This is a genomic window from Acinetobacter sp. FDAARGOS_494, assembly GCF_003812225.1.
Lineage (GTDB): Bacteria > Pseudomonadota > Gammaproteobacteria > Pseudomonadales > Moraxellaceae > Acinetobacter > Acinetobacter baumannii.
The window spans coordinates 1,097,931-1,119,608 of record NZ_CP033866.1 but is presented as its reverse complement, the minus strand read 5'-3'; the positions used below and the strand labels follow the sequence as shown (position 1 = coordinate 1,119,608).

Below are 21,678 nucleotides of genomic sequence, written 5' to 3'. Positions count from 1 at the left end.
TATCTTTTAAATTGAAAGAGATAAATAGAAATACTAAGACTATTTTTATTTTAATTATAGATGCTGGGTTAAACCTCAAATTAACTAATAAGATTTAACCCAGCTTTAATCTTTAAACTTCTAATTTATCAATCAGCATTGCATCACCATAACTAAAGAAGCGATAGCGATCTTTAACGGCATGTTCGTAAGCAGCCAAAATATTTTCTCTATTTGACAATGCTGAAACTAACATGAGCAGGGTAGACTCAGGTAAATGGAAGTTAGTAATTAAACGGTCTACGATGCAGAACTCATAACCTGGATAAATAAAGATTTGCGTATCACCAGTCCATGCTGCGATTTTTCCGCCATGTGCTTGAGCTGCACTTTCTAAAGCACGTGTTGCAGTTGTACCCACAGCAATCACTTTATTACCGCGTGCTTTAGTTGCCAAAATTAAATCAATAGTTTCTTGAGGAACATCACACCATTCACTGTGCATGACATGATTTGTAATATCATCAGTGCGTACAGGCATAAAAGTACCTGCACCGACGTGAAGAGTCACAAACGTTTTCTTAACGCCTTTTTGGTCTAACTTTGCTAACAACTCTTCGTCAAAATGCAAGCTTGCTGTTGGGGCAGCCACACTGGCAATTTTTTCTGGATTATGGAAAACCGTTTGATAGCGTTCAGTATCAATTTCTTCTGCTTCACGATTGAAGTAAGGCGGAATAGGTAACTGACCATATTGCTCAAGTACTGGCAAGATTGGTTGTGAAAACTCAACGACAAATAAGTTTTCGTGACGGCCACGCACAATCACAGGAATATTGTCTTCACCAACAAAAAGCTCAGCCCCTGCTTTAGGTGAGTTGCTTGCTTTAATATGGCAATATGCTGTGGTGTGGTTCAGCATACGCTCAACCAAAATTTCAATCGCCCCACCTGTGGCACGTTTTCCTTTCAGTCGAGCCTTCATGACTTTGGTATCGTTGAGTACCAATAAATCGCCTTCTTCGAACAGATCAATAATATCTGTGAACATATGATCGTGATATTGGCCCTTAGCATCTAAATGCAATAAACGCGAAGCACTACGTGTTTCGAGTGGGTAACGGGCAATAAGTTCATCGGGTAGTTCAAAGGAAAAGTCAGACAGTTGCATATTTGAGAAAAAACACCGCAAAAATTGCGCCTAGTATAAACTTTTTCGCTTTTTAATGGCTGTGCTTCTGGCCTAAATCATGAAAAATGTTTAAATGATCTAAAAGTGAACGATAATATTCACTTAGGGTTTGACAAGTTTTGCAAACGCGCTAATATACGCAACACAAACATACTTCCTCTCCCGAGGTGGTGAAATTGGTAGACGCGGCGGACTCAAAATCCGCTGTCAGAGATGACGTGTCGGTTCGAGTCCGACCCTCGGGACCAAGATTCAGAATCTTATGATTCTACGAAAACCCCCTAATCTAACGGCTTAGGGGTTTTTTGTTGGGTAATTTTTAATTTTCTAAAAATTTTAGTTCAATTAAAGATGCACGTGAAACTTATTGGTATTCAGAAATTGTTCCTGAACAAACACGGATAGCCAATACCATTAATGAATGGGCAGGGGAGACTTTAGTCCAGTTTAAAAATTATGATGAAATGAAGAGTTGATTAATTTAATGATGCTTTAATCTAAATTTTCTATTTTATTGGTACTTCAATTTAATATGGTATCTAAGATACTTTATGTTAAAATAAAACAATAAAAATTTTATTATTAGTATTGGTTTTTTATGGATAAGAAGTTTGGTTATATTGTTATTGCAATAACTATTTTTATATTTGTGATTTTCGTATATGGTCTATTCCGTAATTTTATAGAAGTATCTGATAAATTAGATTTTACACCTTTAAAGTATATTGTTGGTTTTGTGTTGACACTAGTTATACTGGTATCATCTATTTCCTCATATTTGGATTCTAATAAATCTAGTTCTAATTTGTTTTATGAATTAATGTATGGTCAGAGAAAAAGAAAAATAAAGCAATATACCGAATTATTTAATAAAAGTATTGAAGAGGGGTATTACCCATTTAGTGAGAAAAATAATAATATTAATATGGAGGAGGTAACTAATGAAATTAGAAATAAAATAGAATTAGCTTCTACAGAAAGCTATTTTAAAGAATTTAAAGATAAAGTAAGAGTTGAAGCCATAGTTGATTTTTTTATACAAGAAGCTAAGGGCATAGAAACAAGAGTAAAAGGAGAAATCAACAGGTTGTCTAAAAGTGCTATTATTAATTTGTCACTAGGAATGATGCTTAGTATTGGAGGGATATTGTATCTAGGAAATTTTGTTGTAAATGTACAAAATTTTGGTAGTATTGAAGAAATGATTATAAATACTTTTCCTAAAGCCATTTTTGTTTTACTTATAGAAGTTTTTGCGTATTTTTTCTTGAAATTGTATAAACAAAGCTTAGATGATATTAAATATTATCAAAATGAGTTGACTAATATTGAGTCTAAAAATTTAGCAGTTCAAATTGCTAAACAATCTAACAATCATAAATTAATTACTATATGTATTGAAAAACTCTTAGGTACAGAAAGAAACTTTATTTTAGAAAAAGACCAATCAACAATAGAAATAGAAAAAGAGCGTATCAGTTCTAACAATACCAATAATACCTTACAGGTACTGAAAGATATTTTAAAAAAATAAAAATCAAAACTAATATTGACCCTGCAAAGTATCTAAGCTACATCGAATTTACTACTCTACTTTAGTGGTGGAGATTGGCATCTGACAAAGAACAGACAGAAAGACCGCTGCTAAAGCGGTCTTTCTGTCTGAAATTTTATTATTATCTTTAAGGGGAGAATAATGTCACTAAATTAGCTTATATCGGAAATTATCCCTCAATCATATGTACATATTTATGCCACTCATCAATTAAATCTTCGGAGCATTTATTAGTAGGGTAATAAGCATTCTTACATTCTTTATAATCATTTCTTGACGATTTAATGTGCTCTATATAGTAAAAAAATAAATCAAATAAAGATGAATTTCCATTAAAAGAGTAAACATGATAATCAAGATAGTCACAAAGCTTAGCAGCTTCACTTCGCTCTCCGCTCCTATTTAGAGCGTATTGACGAAATCTTATTTGATGGAAATTAAGGTGTAATTCATAGAAGTGTTCAATAAAATTTATCTCTTTATATGTTTCAATTAATCTCATTTCAGAATAAATTAAAAATAAAAAAAGAAATAATTTCTTTCGATTGTCTAAATTTTCTTTTAATAATGAAAATTTATTAATAATTCGTATAAGTTGTCGTGGGTTGGGAGAATAAATTTGACATAAATTCATGTAAATATGAATTTCAGTATGATCAAGTAATAGCTGAAAGTCCTGATTATAGTTTTTTAAAATTTCAGAATATCTATTGCCATCTAAATCTCTACTTTTTAACATTATAGAAAAATCAATAAATTTTTCTAAATAATTAGCTGTATTTGAGAATCCATAAAAGTTATTGATCGATTCTTCTAGTTGAGTTTTATTAATAGCAAGAATGAATACAACTTTTGGGATATCAAAAAAATGTTTGATGCGTTCAATAAGACGAATCGCAAATTCTGGCTTACAACGGTCAAGTTCATCAACAATAAATACTAAAGGTTTATCTAATTTAGACGTTATTTTTGCTAAAGCTTCTTTAAAGTATTGTAAGGATTGCTTTTCTTTATCGTAGTTTTCAACTTGTGCTGAAAGATGCTCTTGTAGTTTTTCATTGAGAAGTTTTGCAGCTTCTTTTCCAAAATCATCAGCAGTTTTAAGTTTTTCTACGGTTTCAGCTACAGGTTTAGCCAAGGCGCCCATACCTACAAGTGATGTAGTAAGGTACCAAAGTAACATTGGTAAGTTAGGAAGAATTGCTCTATAAGCTTTTCCTATAGTTTCTTTAATTGTATCTATGTTTGTTTCTTCATTTTCGAGACAATTAGCAATTTCCATGGAAATAGTTAAAAAAGGATCATCAATATAATCTTGATTAAAAGCATTCAAATAAATAACTTTAAAATCGTTTTGTTCTAATTTTGCTTTCCAATTTTTAACAAACCAGGATTTACCCGCTCCCCATTCAGCGTCAATAGCAATAGTTGCCCCAACAGTTATACGTGAGACATGATCTGTTAAACGACTTGCTAATGCTTCACGTCCCCAAAAATCATTTTCAAATGGTATTTCAATTTTATCAGAAATGTCTTTAATGAGTTTATAAGAGGTATCTTCGGAATTAGCTGCGATATTCAAAGTTTTAAGCCTATTATTTATTATTGACGGCTAATAGTATCTAAGCTACTCTAAATTTACCACCCACATGGTGGTCGAGTTTGGTCGCTCGTTTAGAAACATATGGTAGACAACCGCTACTAGCGGATTTTTTTTTGTCTATAATTCGGTGCACCCGTTGTTATGGTGGATCGGATGGGGAGGCTAACGCCTGCCGTTTTACCTGTGTTTCACGGTCGACCAACCCCGTTCGGTCTGCCACCCTAGTTTGGTCGCTGGGATGGCATAGAAAAACCAAACACAGGTGAATAGAACTATGACTCCATTATTAAAAGCTGGTAACAAGCCAGCCAGTCCAGAAGACTTACTTCAAACAGTCAATGACTCTCTTTCTAAACTAGAACACTACCTATCAGCTCTTTCACGCATGCACTTTGACAATGACCTAACAAGTGATGAGTTCAACGCCATCATGTGTGGGTTACACCTTCAGGTCCACGAGATCTGCCAGCAAATCAAAGCCTGACTAAAATCTGAGGGGAATGGGCCGAAGTTGCTCATTCTCCTTCAGCGCGGGCGGTTGTCCCCCCACCACACCTGGGCAGTAAATATGTCGAATACTCTACAAAAATTCAGTCACCCACAATTGTGGGTAAAACGGCTGTAGATAAGGCCTACTTTCGAGCAAAACACCACAAAATTGATTCTGCATTTTTCTACACGGTTACCTCAAATTTCTACAGAAAGAAAATCATTGAAAAGTCACGGTCAAAAACAGGCTTTTTAAAATCAAAATAAAAAATCTGAAATTAGGTAACACACACCTAAAACTATACTTAAGCACATGAAATATTTAAGAAAAAGTTGTCACAAAGAAAGGTAACATTAGGGAACAGATTAGGTAACACAGTCATTAAGTTATTGATAAGTATAAATATATTTAGTAACGCTCTGTTACCTGAAAAGTGGGTAACTTGTTGTCACCTAGATGTCACTTAAATGTCACTTTATAAAATTAATAAAAAGATTATATTATTCATATATTTAAATACTATTTTCCAAATCTGTTACTTTTGTTACCTGATTTTTTTGTCATTAGAAATTTTGAGTTTCCATCAATTTAGCACTTCTTCTGATGCTTTATAAAAATCACCATAAATCGTACCTTCTTCCACATTTACCCACATATTTTTGATTAAACCTCTGTTATTAAAATCTTTTCAGACCCCGACCCTCGGGACCAAGATTCAGAATCTTATGATTCTACGAAAACCCCTAAACTGACGGTTTAGGGGTTTTTTGTTGGATATAAAAAGTTCCTAGACTTTAAGAAATTATGAGCTACTTGCTTTGGTTCCGAGGGTCGGGATCAAATCGCTTATAAATTTAGAGCTATTAAAGGTTTTTTAATTTTTCAATTCAAGCAGACTTTATTTAAATATGAAATGCATTTGATAAAAGCAAAATTTGAGTCGAAGTTAAGGTTTCATATTTTATAAGATGATTTAAGCTAATTTTTATCTCTTTTCTAGCTAATTTTGACTTCCTATTTCTTATTACTTACAACTCTTTCTTTCAAAAAAATTGTTGTATTTTTCTAAAGCATACCCACTTTATGTATCTGAAAACCTTTAATTGAAACTTCACATTTCTATTTCGAAAAGAAAGTTGCTCTTTTAATGTACTGTGTTAAAGTTTGTAGTAGATCATAATGATTATAAGTACATTCTTCAAAAGAGCGGTTCCGACCAACAATGACAAAATCTGTGAGGCGGGCATGACACAGCGATTAGAACTACATCAGGTAGAGCAGTTAACAGCTTGTAAAATATCACTATTACTTGGATTAAATGCCGAGCAGAATTATATTGAGCAATTTTTCCGGTTTAGTCTTCGCCTGTTGAAGTGTCAAAAAGCTTTGCTTACTTTTAATCAGGAACCTTATTTTTGGCATCATTGCCCGGATGGCATGACTGCAATTTCCTTTAAACCTTCAAGACACCTAAAACAATGTTTTGCTAAACAACAGGTGATTCATCACAATCATCCTTCTTATCAAAATTTAATCAACTATTTAAAAGAGCTAAATATTGAATGTGGGCGTGCCTTAGCTGTCCATTTAGTGCAGCCTGATCAGACCTCTATGGGATTTGCAGTTTTCTTCGATGACGATGAAACTTGTTTTGAAGATGATCAAATTCAGTTGCTTCTCGATTACTGTTCTAGCTTTATGCAACAAGTCGAGTTGAAATTTAATTATGAAGAATTAAATGAACTCTATGAGCAGCAAGTCGCGCTGAACTCGAGTAAAACAAAGTTCTTTTCTATTATTTCGCATGACTTGCGGGCGCCGTTTCATGGCTTGTTAGGTTTCTCCGAAGTGTTAGCTAAAGAACGTGAAACACTGGATGAGTCGAGTATTCAAAATATTGCTGATTATTTATACGACACTTCTCAATCGACCTATAACTTACTTGAAAGTTTGCTGACATGGGCAATGGCCGAAGGTGGTCGCTTTGTTTATCACCCAATTAATTTTAAGCTTAGACAAGTGAGCAATATTGTTTGTGATGTGCTGCATACTTTGGCTTTAAAGAAAAATATTGAATTGGTAAATGCGGTTTCCGAAGATTTAAAAATCTATGCCGATATCAATATGATGACTTCCGTGATCCAAAACTTGGTGTCAAATGCATTGAAATTTACCGATGTTGACGGTTCTGGAAAAGTATTCATTGAAGCGAAGCAGGTGGGTACAAATGTCGAAATCACTGTACGTGATACAGGGCTTGGCATGACTGAACAGCAAATGGCAAATTTATTCCATCCGCGTATTACGGCAAGCTTTAAAGGCACCGCTGGGGAAAAAGGTGCGGGTTTAGGTTTGAGCTTATGTAAGCGTTTTGTCGAGATTAATCAGGGGAAAATTAGTGTAACCTCCCAAAAAGGAGTGGGAACGACATTTAAAGTTTTATTACCTTCTGCTCAAGAAGTTCCTGAACATCATGTAGAACAACAAAATACATCTGAAGCAAAATTGGTTTAATCCCTTTTCCTACTACTACTTGAACTGCTATAACTAAAAAGAGAGTCTGAGGAAAAGAGCTTTTTTATATGAATGCGGAGCAGTTACAAAAAACATTGCGTGCCAGCCAATATGCTGAACAAGTTTTAGGATTACATCAGGCTGTTTTAGAACAAGATTATCAAATAGATCAATTTGCTGCACCGCTCTCAACAGAACAAATTTACCAACTTGTAGACATCACGCTTGATGGAATTGGCGATGAAATAACTTGGATGCGTGCGCTTCGTATACTGCGCAGTCGTTTAATGTTTCGCTGGATCTGGCAAGATGCCAATCAACTGACGGATGTCGTTACACTTACTCGTGAACTTTCAGACTTTGCCGATGCAAGTATTTGTGCCGCAAAGGCTTTTGCTCGTGTTGCATTGGTTGCTAAACACGGCGAACCATTAAGTTATTCAGGCAAAGTTCAAGATTTGATTGTGGTTGCCATGGGTAAGCTTGGGGCACAGGAATTAAATCTATCAAGTGATATCGACCTGATTTTTGCCTTTGATGAGCAAGGCGAAACCAACGGTCGTAAATGTATTGATGTACAGCAGTTTTGTATTTTGTGGGGACAAAAACTTATTTATTTACTTGAACATATCACCGCAGATGGTTTTGTGTTTCGAGTAGACATGCGCTTACGGCCTTGGGGAGATGGCTCTGCATTAGCGATTAGTCATGCAGCTTTAGAAAAATATTTAAGTCAGCATGGCCGTGAATGGGAACGTTACGCATGGATTAAGGCACGCGTTGTCACTGGGGGTAAAGAAGGGCAAGACTTATTAGAAATGACACGTCCTTTTGTATTCCGCCGTTATGTCGATTACACCGCTTTTGCTGCCATGCGCGATATGAAAGCGATGATTGAGCGCGAAGTATTACGCCGGCATATTGAAGATGACATTAAACTCGGGGCAGGCGGTATACGCGAAATTGAGTTTATTGTTCAGGTGTTCCAGCTTATTTACGGCGGTTCTAAACGTGAGCTGCAAGACCGTCAATGTTTAGTTAGTCTTGAACATATTGGTGAGGCAGGCTTGTTAGAAAAACAGGCCGTACAAGAGCTTGAAGATGCTTACCTATTCTTACGCCGTGTTGAACATGCAATTCAAGCCTTGAATGATCAACAAACGCAACTATTACCAGAAGAAGCAGATTTACGACAACGCATTATAGATACTTTGGGTTTTACGAGTTGGAATGAATTTATTGATGTTCTTAACGAGAAACGCCAAAAAGTAAAAGTTCAGTTTAAGCAGCTCATTGAAGACACAAGTTCCAATGCAGCTACCGAGAACTTTGGACAGTTAGAGCAGCAGCTAGATGAAGTGTTAGATGATAATGCAAAAAATCTGATTCATGAGTTCTGGCATGGTCATGCACTTAAAAAACTTCCTTCCAATGCCGTGCAGCGTTTAAAAACATTTTGGCCCCATTTAATTGAAGCCATTTTACAGTCTGAACAACCACAAACTGCATTATTACGTTTAATGCCACTGATTGAATCAGTCATGCGTCGAACCGTCTATTTGGTAATGCTGATTGAAAGTAAAGGGGCATTACAACGCTTAGTAAAAATGGCGACAGTGAGCCCGTGGATTTGTGAAGAGTTAACCCAATATCCTGTATTGCTGGATGAGTTCTTGTCGATGGACTTTGAGTTACCAAAGCGTAAGGACTTGGAAGACTCATTACGTCAGCAATTACTTCGTATCGAAATTGATCAGGTCGAAGATCAAATGCGGGTACTTCGCCTATTTAAAAAGAGTAATGTGTTAACGGTCGCTGCAAGTGATGTGTTAGCTGAAAGTCCTCTTATGAAGGTCTCTGATGCTTTGACAGATATTGCAGAAGTCAGTGTTAATGCAACTCTTAATTTAGCTTATCAGACTGTAGCAAAACGTCATGGTTACCCAAAAGATGTCGAGGGAAAACGTTGTTCACTCGATTATAAAGCCTTTGCCGTTATTGGTTATGGCAAGGTGGGTGGCATTGAACTGGGCTATGGTTCGGACTTAGATCTTGTCTTTATTCACTATCTAGATGAACAAGCCGACACGGATGGTACTAAGTCAATAACAGGTTTTGAGTTTGCCATGCGTGTCGCTCAAAAGTTTATGTCTTTAATCACCACTCAAACGCTTGATGGCCGCGTTTATGAAATTGATACACGTTTAAGACCTTCAGGTGAGGCTGGTTTATTGGTGACAAGCCTGAAAGCCTATGAGCATTATCAGTTGAAAAGTGCATGGCTTTGGGAGCATCAGGCATTAGTTCGTGCACGTTCTATTGCAGGTGATGAAGCGCTTTGCCAAAAATTTGAAATATTTCGCCGCGAGATATTGACTCAATCTAGAGATGAGGCTTATGTTCGTGAAGAAGTGCTGAAAATGCGTCAGAAAATGAAAGACCACTTAGGTTCATCTTCTGAACAAAAAAAACATGGTATTTTTCATTTAAAACAGGACGCAGGTGGTATCGTAGATATCGAATTTATGGCACAGTATGCTGTACTTGCATGGAGCGGGACGAAACCCGATCTCGCCCATTATTCTGATAATGTAAGAATATTAGAAGATGCTGCTAAAGCAGACTGCTTATCCAGTGAAGATGCCACAGCATTAATTCGAGCCTATCTTAGTGAACGTGCCGAAAGCCACCGCTTAGCCCTTGCGAATCAATCCATGCAAGTAAGCGCAGCGGACTGGCGTAGTACCCGTGCGGTCGTTTGCAATTTATGGCAAAGATTAATAGACCCAACCGCCTCGGTTGAGTTGGATAGTGAATGATTTTATAACAATTTGGAGTGTTCCATGAATTTGGCTGATCGTGATGGTTTTATTTGGCAAGATGGACAATTAATTGATTGGCGTGATGCAAAGATTCACGTTTTAACCCATACTTTACACTACAGTATGGGTGTGTTTGAGGGTGTTCGTGCTTATGAAACTCCTAAAGGTACTGCAATTTTCCGTCTTCAAGACCACACAAAACGTTTGTTAAATTCAGCAAAAATTTATCAAATGAAAGTGCCGTATGATCAAGCAGCGCTTGAACAAGCACAAATCGATGTTGTTCGTGAAAATAAATTAGCTTCTTGCTATTTACGTCCACTGATCTGGATCGGTTCAGAGAAACTTGGTATTGCAGCAACAAATAACACTATTCATGCCGCTGTTGCAGCATGGGCATGGGGTGCATATCTTGGTGATGAAGCAATGGCGAAAGGTATTCGCGTTAAAACTTCATCATTTACTCACCACCATCCAAACGTGACCATGTGTAAAGCAAAAGCATCTGGTAACTACACGTTGTCAATTCTTGCTCACCAAGAAGTTGCACATTCTGGTTACGATGAAGCAATGCTTATGGATCCACAAGGTTATGTGTGCCAAGGTTCTGGTGAAAACGTATTCTTGATTAAAGATGGCGTTTTACACACTCCAGATATTGCGGGTGGTGCACTTGACGGTATTACACGCCAAACCGTGATGACGATTGCTAAAGATCTTGGTTATGAAGTTGTTGAGCGTCGTATTACGCGTGACGAATTCTATATTGCCGATGAAGCATTCTTCACAGGTACTGCTGCTGAAGTAACACCAATTCGTGAATACGATGACCGTCAAATCGGTGCGGGTTGCCGTGGCCCAATTACCACTGAAATCCAAAAGACTTTCTTTGATGCAGTTCAAGGTAAAAATCCAAAATATGAACACTGGTTAACTTACGTAAAATAAGTTAATCCGTTAACATGAAAAGGCGAACGTTGGTTTCGCCTTTTTATTTTTGGGTTAGGGAGCTTTTATGCATATTGTCTATGTCTCTGATGGTAAAGCAGGGCATCGCTCACAAGCTTTAGGCTTGTTTCAGGCGATGCAAAGACAGCAGGCAAATGCAACTTTTGAAGAAGTCTCTATTAATGACTTGCCTGTTATGTCCTTAATCAAAGCGCTTTTTTCTTCAAAAAAATCTCTATTTCAACAGGCGCCCGATTTTATATTTGGTGTTGGAAGTCATACGCATTTTCGTGTCTGGTTGCTCGGTAAAATTTTCAAAAAGGCTAAGACCATTATTTTAATGAAGCCGAGTTTGCCTATTGGTTGCTTTGATTATGCTGTGATGCCAGAGCACGACGGTATTCCTGCGAATAATCGAGTGATTGTTACGCGTGGGGCATTAAATCCTATTCGTAATGAAAAACGCCATCAAGCTTCTAGAATTTTAATTGCATTAGGCGGTTCGTCAAAACGGCATCAATGGAACCAAGAAAAAGTATTATTAAGCGTGCAAAAGATTGTTGAGAATAATCCGGATGCCGAAATCATTCTAACGACTTCACGTCGAACACCAGCAGAGTTTATTGATATTTTAAGACAACAAAGTTTTGCCCAGCATTTACAAATATTTCCGGTTGAGCAAACACCTCAAGGCTGGATTTTTGAAGAGATGCAAAAAGCAGAAGCTGTATGGGTAACAGAAGATAGTGTTTCTATGGTTTTTGAAGCACTTACCGCGGGTTGTCGCGTAGGGGTCATAGCAATCGATCGGTTGAAAGACGATAGAATTACGCACTCGATTGATCAAATGATAGAATCACAACTAATTTCACAGAATACTTGTGTCGTACAGTTGCCACAACCTTATGCTTTTAAAGAAGCAGACCGTGTAGCAACATATCTTTTAGCGAAAAATTAAATTTTTTATTTTGAGTAAATAAATGAAAATATTGCATATTGCAAATTTTGGCTTTAATAAACAAGGCGCACATTTTTACTGCACAGACCGTAAAATTTCTGCCGGATTAATTGAAAATGGCCATTTCGTTTATGATTTTAGTTTCCGTGACATGGCTCGAATGGGAACAATCTTTAAAACCAAAAAATTAGGGGCAAAGTGGGCCAATAAAGAAGTACTCAAAGTTGTTAATAATATTGAACCTGATTTGGTATTGATTGGTCATAGCGATTTGATGAGTCCAGATGTTTTAAGACAGATTAAAGAGTCTTACCCCAATACTAAAATTGCATTTTGGTATGTTGATCCGCTTTATCTTGAAAACAAACTCGACTTTGTCAAAGCATTTTCACCTTATCTAGATGCTATTTTCTGCACAACAGGTGGAGAATATCTCCAAAAGTTAAAACAGCCTCATTTAAGTGTGGCTTATATGCCGAATGTTGGTCATCGCAATGTAGAAACACTACAGCAATTTTCAAACTCAAAAACTGACAAAACTTTTATTTTCTGCGGTGTTGTTTATAAAGAGCCTGAGCGCGAGAAATTCTTAAAAGATTTAGCAGAGGCTTTGCAACAAGGCCATGTAAATTATCAATATTATGGTTGTTTTGAACAGCCAGGTGTATATGGTAAGGCTTATTATAAGGTTCTGTCTGAAACAAAAATGGGGCTCAATTACTCACGCCGTAATGATGTAACCTTATATAGCTCTGATCGTATTGTTCAGCTGACTGGTAATGGTTTACTTACCTTTAGCCCAAGAATTCCAGGCTTTGAGAAACTCTATACTGAGCAGGAAGTGGTTTACTTTGATGATCAGTTTGACTTGGCCAAAAAGATCCAATTCTTTGATCAAAACCCAGAGCAAGCTGTAAAAGTAGCGAAAGAGGGCTGGGAGAAAACACGTAAATCTTTCAATGCTAAACGCATCACCCAATTTATGGTTGAGGTGACGTTTAAACAGCCCCTTTCAGAAGATTATGAATGGTCACATGAGGTTTATGCATGATGTGGTTTTTGTACGTTGCGGTGGGCCTGCTAGCACTTGCTGCACTGTTATATGTGCTGGGTAATTATACATTCTGGCTTCCGTTTCGTTCGAGTAAACTACCTCGCATTGTGATGTTACATCAGGTCACACCTAAAGATGCTGCTTCTGGTATGAATATGCCTCCTGAAAAGTTTGAACAACTCTTAACGCTATTAACGCGTAAAGGGGCTATCTTTTGCTTTGTTTCTGAGCTTGAACAATATCGTAATCAAAAGAATGTGGTTGCTTTAAGTTTTGATGATGGATTTATGGATAATTATCTTTATGCCTATCCACTACTAAAAAAATATAACGCGAAAGCAACTATTTATTTGGCAACGCAAATTGAAGGTATTGAAAAGCTTACTCATGAGCAAATCCATGAAATGGCTAACTCTGGTTTAATTGAATTTGGTGCGCATACTCAACATCATGTGAACTTACTTAAACTTGATGACCAAACCGCTTATGACGAAATGCTTCAGTCTAAGCGTGATGTTGAAGCATTAGTTGGGAAGTGCCCGAGTTTTGCTTATCCATTTGGTCGATTTAACGAAAAGCACCAGAAAATGGCCCAAGAGATTGGCTTTAAAAATGCAGTATCGACTCGTAAAAAAATCGAAGCATATGAAGCAGATAATCAATTTAATATTCCACGTGTCAGCACGCATGGTGCCATGAATGCTTTACAGATGCGTATCGCCCTTGCTAAAGGACGTTATAAGTTATGAATAAAATTCCATGTAGTGTTTATATTGTCACTTTAAACTGTGGTGCTTGGTTAGAGCGAACTTTACAAAGTGTCAGTGAGTTTGATGAAGTCATTATTTTAGACTCGGGCAGTACTGATAATACTTATGAAATTGCAAAGCGTTTTGAAAATACGCAAATTTCTCACCAAGACTGGCAGGGTTATGCTGGGCAAAAAAGTTTAGCTTTAGCTAAATGCAGAAATGATTGGGTACTTAATTTAGATGGGGACGAAGTCTTATCTGAGGAGTTAAAGCAAGAAATTGTTGAGACCATTCAACAGAACAAGCTTGATGCATTAATCACCCCAATTAATGATGTATTTTTAGGTGTTCCGAACAGTAAACATACTAAAAAACATGCAAAAGTGCGTTTTTTCCGTAGGTCTAAAGGGCATTATGACCTTGCCAATAAAGTCCATGAAAATGTGATCGTAGATGGTGAATCTCAACGTGCTCAACACGATATTTACCATTATGGTGAGTCGAGCATTTTCGTTAAAGTCGAAAAAAATAACCAATATTCCAACTTAAAAGCATTAGAGAAATACCAAAAAGGAAAGTCTCCAAGCATTGCAAAATTGGTTTTGGTGATGCCAGTGACTTTTATGAAGTCTTATTTTATTCGCCGTAGCTTCTTAAATGGTTGGCGTGGTTTCGTAAATAGTATGATTAACGCATTTTATGCATTTCTAAAAGAAGCTAAGCTTTTTGAACAGACCATGAATAAAGATAAAAAATAAGTAGGCAAGCTATGAAAATTGTTCAGGTATTGGCAACTAGCGGTGGAGTTGGTGGATTAGAGCAGCACACTTTTAACCTTGTTAATGAGCTTGCTTTAAACCATGAAGTACATGTGATTGCACATCCTTGCTATGTAGACAAGTTTAGCCAACAAGTACATTTTCATGCTATCGATTTTGCCCGTAGTCGTTGGAATATTTTTTTACTTTGGCAACTTAAAAATCTTATTCAACAAATCCAACCCGCTATTGTTCATGCACAAGCAGGAAAAGCGGCTGAGTTGATTGCCCGCATTAAGCCATTTTTATCTGGTCCAAAGTTTGTAACGACTGTTCATGGTACTAAAAAGAATAAGTCTGCTTATTTAGCAGGTGATGCAGTTATTGCGGTGAGCCAAGCGCTCACGCAAGGCATTCCAGAGTCTAAAGCACACGTAGTTTATAACGGGGTATATCCTCAGCCCGTACTTACAACTGAAAATAAAGAAAAATTGCTTCAATCGATTCAAAAAGATTTTACTGAGCTAGACACAAGCAAAAAAGTTGTTATGTGTATTGGACGTCTAGAACCAGTAAAAAATATCAGTTTATTGATTGAGTCGATGCAACAGATTGATGCCAATTTATGGATTGTTGGTGACGGTTCACTTCGAGCAAGTTTGGAAAAGCAAGTCAGCGAATTGAACATGCAAAATCGGGTCGCTTTTCTTGGGTTTAGAACTGATGCGCGTGATCTGGTACAACTGGCTGATATCGTGGTTTTATCATCAGATCGTGAAGGTTTTCCACTTGTTATGGTCGAGGCTTTACAGGCCGATAAAGCAATGGCTTCAACCAAAGTGAACGGTGTGATCGAGTGGTTGCCAGAGCAATATCTAGCCGAAATTGGAGATACTCAAGGTTTAGCAAAAGCGATTGAATATGCCCTTCAATCTGAGGCTCAAAATGACTTCAGCCCACTATATGCAAAGGCCAAGGCTGAACTGACTGTACCAGCCATGGCTGAGCAGACGCTTAATATTTATAAAGGCCTGCTGAAAACTTAATTATTTTTTGGTGTAAGGCGGATGGCATCAAGTACGACGAAATTATCTTCGAAATTAATAGTATGGCAACCGTCATCTGCTTGATTCCAGTCTGGTAAAACTACTTCTAGTAATTTTTCTTCATAAGCTGCTGGACTAAGCTGAGTAATCGCTTTTAATTCGATATTGCCGCCATAACGTTTTAAAGAATCTTGGCTTGGCCGAACCAGTTGCCCTTTGTAAACAAAAGGTTTGCCCGCCATACGGAACTGCTGACTTCCTCGGCACACTGGGTTCATTGGGTGCTCTTGCCAGTTAGGATTTAAAATATCTTCGGTAAAGAACAAATCTAAACGGTCACCAAACTTTTTACAATCACGACGCGTTGAGGTAAAAAGATACCATAAGCCCTCATGGTAAAAAGGGGTGCTATCAACCGCTTCAATATTTTCCATTAGGTTAGAATGCTTCTCCCATTTCATTGGAAAATCAGTACATTTCCAGAGTTCAATAGTTTTGTTGGCAGAAGACTCTGGAATCATGTACCAAGTGCTATCTATTTTAAATACGCAAGGATATGAGAGGTGGTAATCGAGTTTTAAAATAGTTTCGGGCGGGGTGTAAGTGCCATCCTTAAAGACTTCTAAAACTGAAAGAAAGCCCACCGGATGTTGATCATCCACCTCTTCAAAGAAAATAAAATGTCGTCCATTTTCATGAGCATAAAAGCTATCGGCAAAGGTAAACTTTCCAGGAGAATGGATTTCAAAGAGAGAATCTAATTGCTCAAGTGTTGTAAAAGGTTGTTCTAACCAGCCAAAACGCATATACCAATGAGAGTCAAAAGTTTTTGCTTTTTTTGCTTGTTGGTACTTGTACCATTTTTTTTGGATTAGGCGATTTAGCATTAAATTTTACACTCGATATAACTATAATTAGATAGACTATCCCTGACTCATTTTAACATTTGAATGAAATGAAAAAATATTTAATCAGTATTGAATCTACGAATAGTGAACGTTTAAAAAAGTTGTTCTCTCAAGCAACATTTTATAAATATCGAGATGAATTTAAACAATTTGGGGTAATTGGGAAAAATTTAAGTGTTAGTGAGTATTTTCAACAAGGGGTAGCAGGCAAGAAGAAACCGATGACGCCTGGTGAACTAGGCTGTGCCATGTCTCATATTGCTGCATTAAAAGATTTTTTAAGCTCTGATGAAGAATATGCCATTATTTTTGAAGATGATGTAATCGAACGTTTTGAAATTGATTTTCAAGATTTAGAAAAACTCATTCGTTCTTTGAATTTTGGTCCTTGCTTTTTCCTAAGCTTGGGCGGTATTCAAATGAAAATATGTAATCGGGTTCGAGGAAAACTTTTACCTGAAGAATTGTATAACCAAAAAATTCTTAAAGTGGATTACGATTATCTTGAAAAACTTGCTTATGCTTATGCATATGTTGTAGATCGTAAAATGGCACAGATGTTGGTCGACTATCATCAACCGATAAAAATTTACGACCATTGGCAAGACCTTGTAGGGCGTGGTGAATTTAGTTTTTATGTCAGTTTCTTATTCGATCATCCCATTATTGAGAACAATGATGCTTTAAGCTATTTGGAGAAGGAAAGAAGCTTAGTCGGTTCGCATTCTCAAGACGATAGTGATTTTTTGCGATACCTTAGAGTTAAATTAAAGAAATATATACTTAATAAATATATAATTTAGGTGTCTCTTTCGTTTTTATTATTAATTTTATGGTTAAGCAAAAAAATATTATTATTGGGTCAGCTACAGGATACAACGCTGACCTGATCTCTTCTTTTGTATATTCTTTGGGAAAGACAGACTTTGATGGCATATTGACTTTAATTATATATAAAGAGCAAATGACAGAGTTTGTGAATGCATTCTCAGACGTCAAAAATTTTAAAATTGAATTTAAAGTTTCAACTATTGGTAAATTTAAATCAAAGTCAAAGTATTCAGGTATTTATAAATATAAATTTGTGAAAAATATCTTTAAGAAAATTATTGACTTAACCGTAAACGAAGAAAAACCCGAAACAAAGATAAAAGGCCTTAAAATCACAGGTTATCCTCATGTGAGCCGTTTCTTTGAATATAAAGAAATTCTAGAAAATCATCCTGATGCTTCACATGTATTGCTAACTGATGTTCGAGACGTTTTTTTCCAAAGTAATCCTTTTAAGAATCTTAGCAAAGGTTTATTTGTCGGAATGGAAAATCCAGACTTTACGATAGGTACTGAGCAATATAATCAAAAGTGGATTTTGGATGCATACGGAGAGAGTTTTTATAATCTTGCAAAAGATGAGCAAGTCTCTTGTTCTGGCGTTACTATTGGGGATCATGAATCAATTAAAGTCTATATCAATAAAATGATTGAAGAATTCTGTAAACAGCCATATCAGAAAATGTCTAACAGAATTTATGATCAAGCCATGCATAATAAATTATTAATTACTAATGAGTTGGCAGAGGTAACTCGTTGTCAGCCATTTGAATCTATTATTGTAACTCTTGGATTATATCCAATAGAGCAAATTTCTATTAATGATCAAGGTTTTATTATTAACCGTAACCAAGAAATCATTCCTATTGTCCATCAACATGACAGACATGCGGAACTGATTCAGTTATGTGATAATTATATTGGAAAATAAATTTAAGATTTTCTAAATGTTAGGTCAGATGCGGATATTAATTTTTATCCGCATTTCCTTTTAAGACCATATAAATCAGCGCAACAAAAATAAGTAATGCACCGACTAAACTACTTACGCAGAAATAAAGAATACGTTGATTTGTTGTAAGGTTAAATAATTCATTCGCAAGGATATAGCGCATGAAAAACCATTGTGCGAGAGAAAATACAATCACGACTAAAGCATGTCGACGAACGTCAGGACGCATTGCCATAATCAATTACCATGGGAGAAAGAGAACAGTTATTATGCCATTTGCCTACTATCATCTCAATAGAGCCTTAATTAAGCTAATTGCATAGAAAAATTAAAATTATGGAGGGATTGTGAAGTTTTATTAACATTAATAAACCATGATTTCCTTTTTTATAGAATTTTATCTAGTAAATTACTGCATTTATTTGGATAGATGTTTAATGCAGCCGATCGATTTTGTAATGATTTGGGTGGACTCAACCGATACGAAATGGCAGCAGCAATATATATATTATAAATCCAAAGAAACAAAAACCAAGATTGATGAGCTCGTTGATCAATGTCGTTATCGTGACTGGAATAATCTTCATTACTGGTTTAGATCTGTTGAGAAATTCTGTCCTTGGGTAAGGAAAATTCATCTTGTAACCTGTGGTCATTTTCCCGAATTTTTAGTCAAAAATCATCCCAAATTAAATTTAGTTACTCATGATCAAATTATAGAACCTCATTGTTTGCCTACGTTTAATTCACATGCGATTGAAATCAATATTCATAAAATAGAAGGCTTGGCAGAACACTTTGTTTATTTTAATGATGACACCTTTATTAATAGCCCTTTAGAACCAGAGTTCTTTTTTAAAAATGGTTTACCTTGTGATGGTATTCAATTACAACCTTTGATGGTGGTGGGGGAAGAGAACTTTTTAGGCGCAGTTGCTTTGACGGATGTCGCAATTATTAATAAATATTTTGATAAGAGAAAACTCTTTCGGAGTAATCCTTCTGCACTTTTTAATCATCGATATTCGATAAGTAATAATTTGGGCAATTTTTTAAGCTTATATAATCGAAAATTCTCAAGCTTTTATAGTACTCATTTACCCCAACCGTTTCTAAAATCGGTGTTTGAAGAAGTTTGGAGAAACGAAGAGAGCTACTTAAAAGAAGTATCAAGTCATCGATTTAGACAACCTTTAGACGTTAACCAATACCTATTTCGATTATGGCAGTTATGTTCGGCTCGTTTTTACCCAGTAAATATATTTCAGCGTGGGCAGAACTTTAATTTAAGAATACAAAATCTTCCTGAAATTAATCATGTTATTAAGAATGAGCAACTTCCACAAATTTGTCTAAATGACGATGAACACGTGGTTGATTTTGAAAAATTAAAAACAGAAATTATCCAAATTTTTGAGCAAAAATTTAATACGGTTTCGAGTTTTGAGAAAAAGATAACACATTAAAATTTTCTTAATAAAAAACCCTGCAATTGCAGGGTTTTTTATTAAAGAGCAATTAAGCTTCTTTCTTTTGTTGTTCACGTAAGCGGATGCCCAAGTCACGAAGCTGGTTTGCTTCAACAGGAGCCGGTGCTTGAGTAAGTGGACATTCAGCAGTTTTCGTTTTAGGGAACGCAATAACATCACGAATTGAAGTCGCGCCAGTCATAAGCATTACTAAACGGTCAAGACCAAATGCCAAACCACCGTGAGGAGGTGCACCGTAACGAAGCGCATTGAGTAAGAAGCTGAATTTTTCTTCTGCTTCTTCATCGGAAATACCAAGCGCTTCAAAAATCGCTTTTTGCATTTCTAATGTGTAAATACGAAGTGAACCACCACCAACTTCAGTACCGTTTAATACCATGTCGTAAGCAACAGAAAGTGCTTCGCCTGGATTGCTCTTCACGTCTTCTACGCTAGATTTAGGTAATGTGAATGGATGGTGAACAGAAGTCCATTTGCCATCGTCAGTTTCTTCAAACATTGGGAAGTCAACAACCCAAAGTGGAGCCCACTCACAAGTCGCAAGGTTCAAGTCATGACCGATCTTGACACGAAGCGCACCCATTGCATCATTTACAATTTTAGCTTTGTCCGCACCAAAGAATACGATATCGCCATTTTCAGCGCCAACACGTTCAAGCAATTGCATTACGATTGGTTCGATGAATTTAACGATAGGAGATTGAAGGCCTTCAATTCCTTTTTCGATTTCATTGACTTTAATGTATGCTAAGCCTTTTGCACCGTAGATACCGACAAATTTAGTGTATTCGTCAATCTGACTACGTGTTAATGAACCTGCGCCCGGTACACGAAGTGCTGCAATACGGCCTTTAGGGTCTTTAGCTGGACCTGCAAATACTTTGAACTCAACTTCTTGCATTAAGTCTGCAACATCAACGAGTTTTAACGGAATACGCAAGTCTGGTTTGTCAGATGCATAATCACGCATTGCTTCGCTGTATGGCATACGGCGGAATTTTTCAAATTTTACGCCAAGCAAGTCGTTAAATAATTTAACAGTCATACCTTCCATCAAATCCATAATGTCATCATCGTTTAAGAACGATGTTTCAATGTCGATTTGAGTAAATTCAGGCTGACGGTCAGCACGTAAGTCTTCATCACGGAAACATTTCGCGATTTGGTAGTAGCGATCAATACCACCAACCATCAACAATTGTTTGAATAATTGTGGGGATTGTGGAAGGGCATAGAAGCTACCATTTTGTACACGGCTTGGTACTAAATAGTCACGCGCACCTTCAGGGGTTGCACGAGTTAAAATTGGAGTTTCAACGTCTAAGAAACCATGATCATCTAAATAGTTACGAATCAAGTTGGTTACTTTAGAACGGAAGCGTAAACGCTCTAACATTTCTGGACGACGGATGTCCAAGAAACGATATTTTAAACGGTGTTCTTCTGACACGTTAATAGTGTCATCATTTAATGGGAATGGTGGAGTTTCAGATGCAGCAAGAACTTCGATTTCTTTGCCTAAAACTTCGATTTGACCACTCACCATATTTGGGTTTTCAGTACCTTCATAACGGCGACGAACACGACCTGTAATTTTTAATACATATTCAGAACGTGCTTTATCTGCAGTTGCAAATGCTTCTGGAGTATCTGGGTCAATAACCACTTGAACGAGACCATCACGGTCACGCATATCAAGGAAAATAACACCGCCATGGTCACGGCGACGATGTACCCAACCGCATAATGTAACGGTCTGGTCGATTTGGGCTTCAGTTAAAGAGCCACAGTAATGAGTTCGCATCATGATGAAGATTATCCAAACT

The 21,678-nt window shown here is 36.6% G+C and carries 18 protein-coding genes, 1 tRNA gene and 1 pseudogene; 15 read left to right on the top strand and 5 right to left on the bottom strand.

What is annotated here, in order from left to right:
- Positions 1 to 112: 112 nt before the first annotated feature.
- Complete coding sequence (gene queA, locus EG365_RS05355) at positions 113 to 1,150, bottom strand: tRNA preQ1(34) S-adenosylmethionine ribosyltransferase-isomerase QueA (RefSeq protein WP_001177145.1); 1,038 nt, start codon at positions 1,148 to 1,150, stop codon at positions 113 to 115.
- 182 nt (positions 1,151 to 1,332) lie between these two features.
- Between queA and EG365_RS05350 the strand changes: the two genes are divergently transcribed.
- From EG365_RS05350 to EG365_RS05340, 3 genes and pseudogenes are all read left to right on the top strand, one after another.
- Positions 1,333 to 1,419, top strand: a tRNA-Leu gene (locus tag EG365_RS05350).
- Between the two features lie 87 nt (positions 1,420 to 1,506).
- Positions 1,507 to 1,647, top strand: a pseudogene (locus EG365_RS19460) (phage portal protein); the annotation flags it as partial.
- A 122-nt stretch (positions 1,648 to 1,769) separates the two neighbouring features.
- Positions 1,770 to 2,705: a hypothetical protein gene (locus tag EG365_RS05340; RefSeq protein WP_000358318.1), complete on the top strand. Its 936-nt coding sequence runs from the start codon at positions 1,770 to 1,772 to the stop codon at positions 2,703 to 2,705.
- 190 nt (positions 2,706 to 2,895) lie between these two features.
- Here EG365_RS05340 and EG365_RS05335 read toward each other — a convergent pair whose 3' ends face one another.
- On the bottom strand, positions 2,896 to 4,308 hold the full coding sequence (locus EG365_RS05335) for a KAP family P-loop NTPase fold protein (protein WP_001017213.1): 1,413 nt from the start codon (positions 4,306 to 4,308) through the stop codon (positions 2,896 to 2,898).
- A gap of 295 nt (positions 4,309 to 4,603) precedes the next feature.
- On the opposite strand from EG365_RS05335, the gene EG365_RS05330 reads away from it, so the two are divergent.
- From EG365_RS05330 to EG365_RS05290, 9 genes are all read left to right on the top strand, one after another.
- Positions 4,604 to 4,813 carry a hypothetical protein gene (locus EG365_RS05330; protein WP_000188210.1) on the top strand — a complete coding sequence of 70 codons (210 nt, stop codon included), beginning with the start codon at positions 4,604 to 4,606 and terminating at the stop codon, positions 4,811 to 4,813.
- A 1,251-nt stretch (positions 4,814 to 6,064) separates the two neighbouring features.
- The gene (locus EG365_RS05325; protein WP_000194116.1) at positions 6,065 to 7,333 is read left to right on the top strand and encodes a sensor histidine kinase; all 1,269 of its coding nucleotides are present in this window, start codon (positions 6,065 to 6,067) and stop codon (positions 7,331 to 7,333) included.
- Positions 7,334 to 7,401: 68 nt separating this feature from the next.
- Positions 7,402 to 10,152, top strand: a complete 2,751-nt coding sequence (gene glnE / locus EG365_RS05320) for a bifunctional [glutamate--ammonia ligase]-adenylyl-L-tyrosine phosphorylase/[glutamate--ammonia-ligase] adenylyltransferase (RefSeq protein WP_000990828.1) — start codon at positions 7,402 to 7,404, stop codon at positions 10,150 to 10,152.
- 24 nt (positions 10,153 to 10,176) lie between these two features.
- Positions 10,177 to 11,103 carry a branched-chain amino acid transaminase gene (locus tag EG365_RS05315; RefSeq protein WP_001046506.1) on the top strand — a complete coding sequence of 309 codons (927 nt, stop codon included), beginning with the start codon at positions 10,177 to 10,179 and terminating at the stop codon, positions 11,101 to 11,103.
- Between the two features lie 67 nt (positions 11,104 to 11,170).
- Positions 11,171 to 12,061 (top strand): mitochondrial fission ELM1 family protein, encoded by an 891-nt coding sequence (locus tag EG365_RS05310; RefSeq protein ID WP_000548424.1) that lies wholly within the window; start codon positions 11,171 to 11,173, stop codon positions 12,059 to 12,061.
- A 22-nt stretch (positions 12,062 to 12,083) separates the two neighbouring features.
- Positions 12,084 to 13,112: a glycosyltransferase gene (locus tag EG365_RS05305; protein WP_000697433.1), complete on the top strand. Its 1,029-nt coding sequence runs from the start codon at positions 12,084 to 12,086 to the stop codon at positions 13,110 to 13,112.
- A complete protein-coding gene (locus tag EG365_RS05300) occupies positions 13,109 to 13,864 on the top strand; it encodes a polysaccharide deacetylase family protein (protein ID WP_000989966.1) in 756 nt (251 codons plus the stop codon). Before EG365_RS05305 ends, EG365_RS05300 begins: the two co-directional genes overlap by 4 nt.
- Positions 13,861 to 14,625, top strand: a complete 765-nt coding sequence (locus EG365_RS05295) for a glycosyltransferase family 2 protein (RefSeq protein WP_001033808.1) — start codon at positions 13,861 to 13,863, stop codon at positions 14,623 to 14,625. Before EG365_RS05300 ends, EG365_RS05295 begins: the two co-directional genes overlap by 4 nt.
- A gap of 11 nt (positions 14,626 to 14,636) precedes the next feature.
- Positions 14,637 to 15,671, top strand: coding sequence for a glycosyltransferase (locus EG365_RS05290; protein ID WP_000706919.1), 1,035 nt, complete (start codon positions 14,637 to 14,639; stop codon positions 15,669 to 15,671).
- On the opposite strand, the gene ghy is transcribed toward EG365_RS05290, so the two are convergent.
- The gene (ghy, locus tag EG365_RS05285; protein WP_000934711.1) at positions 15,668 to 16,558 is read right to left on the bottom strand and encodes a glycosyl hydrolase Ghy; all 891 of its coding nucleotides are present in this window, start codon (positions 16,556 to 16,558) and stop codon (positions 15,668 to 15,670) included. The two genes, EG365_RS05290 and ghy, sit on opposite strands and share 4 nt — an antisense overlap.
- 68 nt (positions 16,559 to 16,626) lie before the next feature.
- Here ghy and EG365_RS05280 point away from each other — a divergent pair, with 68 nt between their 5' ends.
- Together EG365_RS05280 and EG365_RS05275 are read left to right on the top strand one after the other, a co-directional pair.
- Positions 16,627 to 17,382 (top strand): glycosyltransferase family 25 protein, encoded by a 756-nt coding sequence (locus tag EG365_RS05280; protein WP_000760356.1) that lies wholly within the window; start codon positions 16,627 to 16,629, stop codon positions 17,380 to 17,382.
- A gap of 29 nt (positions 17,383 to 17,411) precedes the next feature.
- A complete protein-coding gene (locus EG365_RS05275; RefSeq protein WP_000240630.1) occupies positions 17,412 to 18,341 on the top strand; it encodes a lipooligosaccharide outer core biosynthesis glycosyltransferase GtrOC6 in 930 nt (309 codons plus the stop codon).
- A 37-nt stretch (positions 18,342 to 18,378) separates the two neighbouring features.
- On the opposite strand, the gene EG365_RS05270 is transcribed toward EG365_RS05275, so the two are convergent.
- Complete coding sequence (locus EG365_RS05270; protein WP_001251492.1) at positions 18,379 to 18,597, bottom strand: hypothetical protein; 219 nt, start codon at positions 18,595 to 18,597, stop codon at positions 18,379 to 18,381.
- A 202-nt stretch (positions 18,598 to 18,799) separates the two neighbouring features.
- Between EG365_RS05270 and EG365_RS05265 the strand changes: the two genes are divergently transcribed.
- Positions 18,800 to 19,828, top strand: coding sequence for a stealth conserved region 3 domain-containing protein (locus tag EG365_RS05265; protein WP_001182449.1), 1,029 nt, complete (start codon positions 18,800 to 18,802; stop codon positions 19,826 to 19,828).
- A gap of 52 nt (positions 19,829 to 19,880) precedes the next feature.
- Here the strand turns inward: EG365_RS05265 and aspS are convergent, their stop codons facing one another.
- Complete coding sequence (gene aspS, locus EG365_RS05260; protein ID WP_000986451.1) at positions 19,881 to 21,659, bottom strand: aspartate--tRNA ligase; 1,779 nt, start codon at positions 21,657 to 21,659, stop codon at positions 19,881 to 19,883.
- Positions 21,660 to 21,678: the final 19 nt, after the last annotated feature.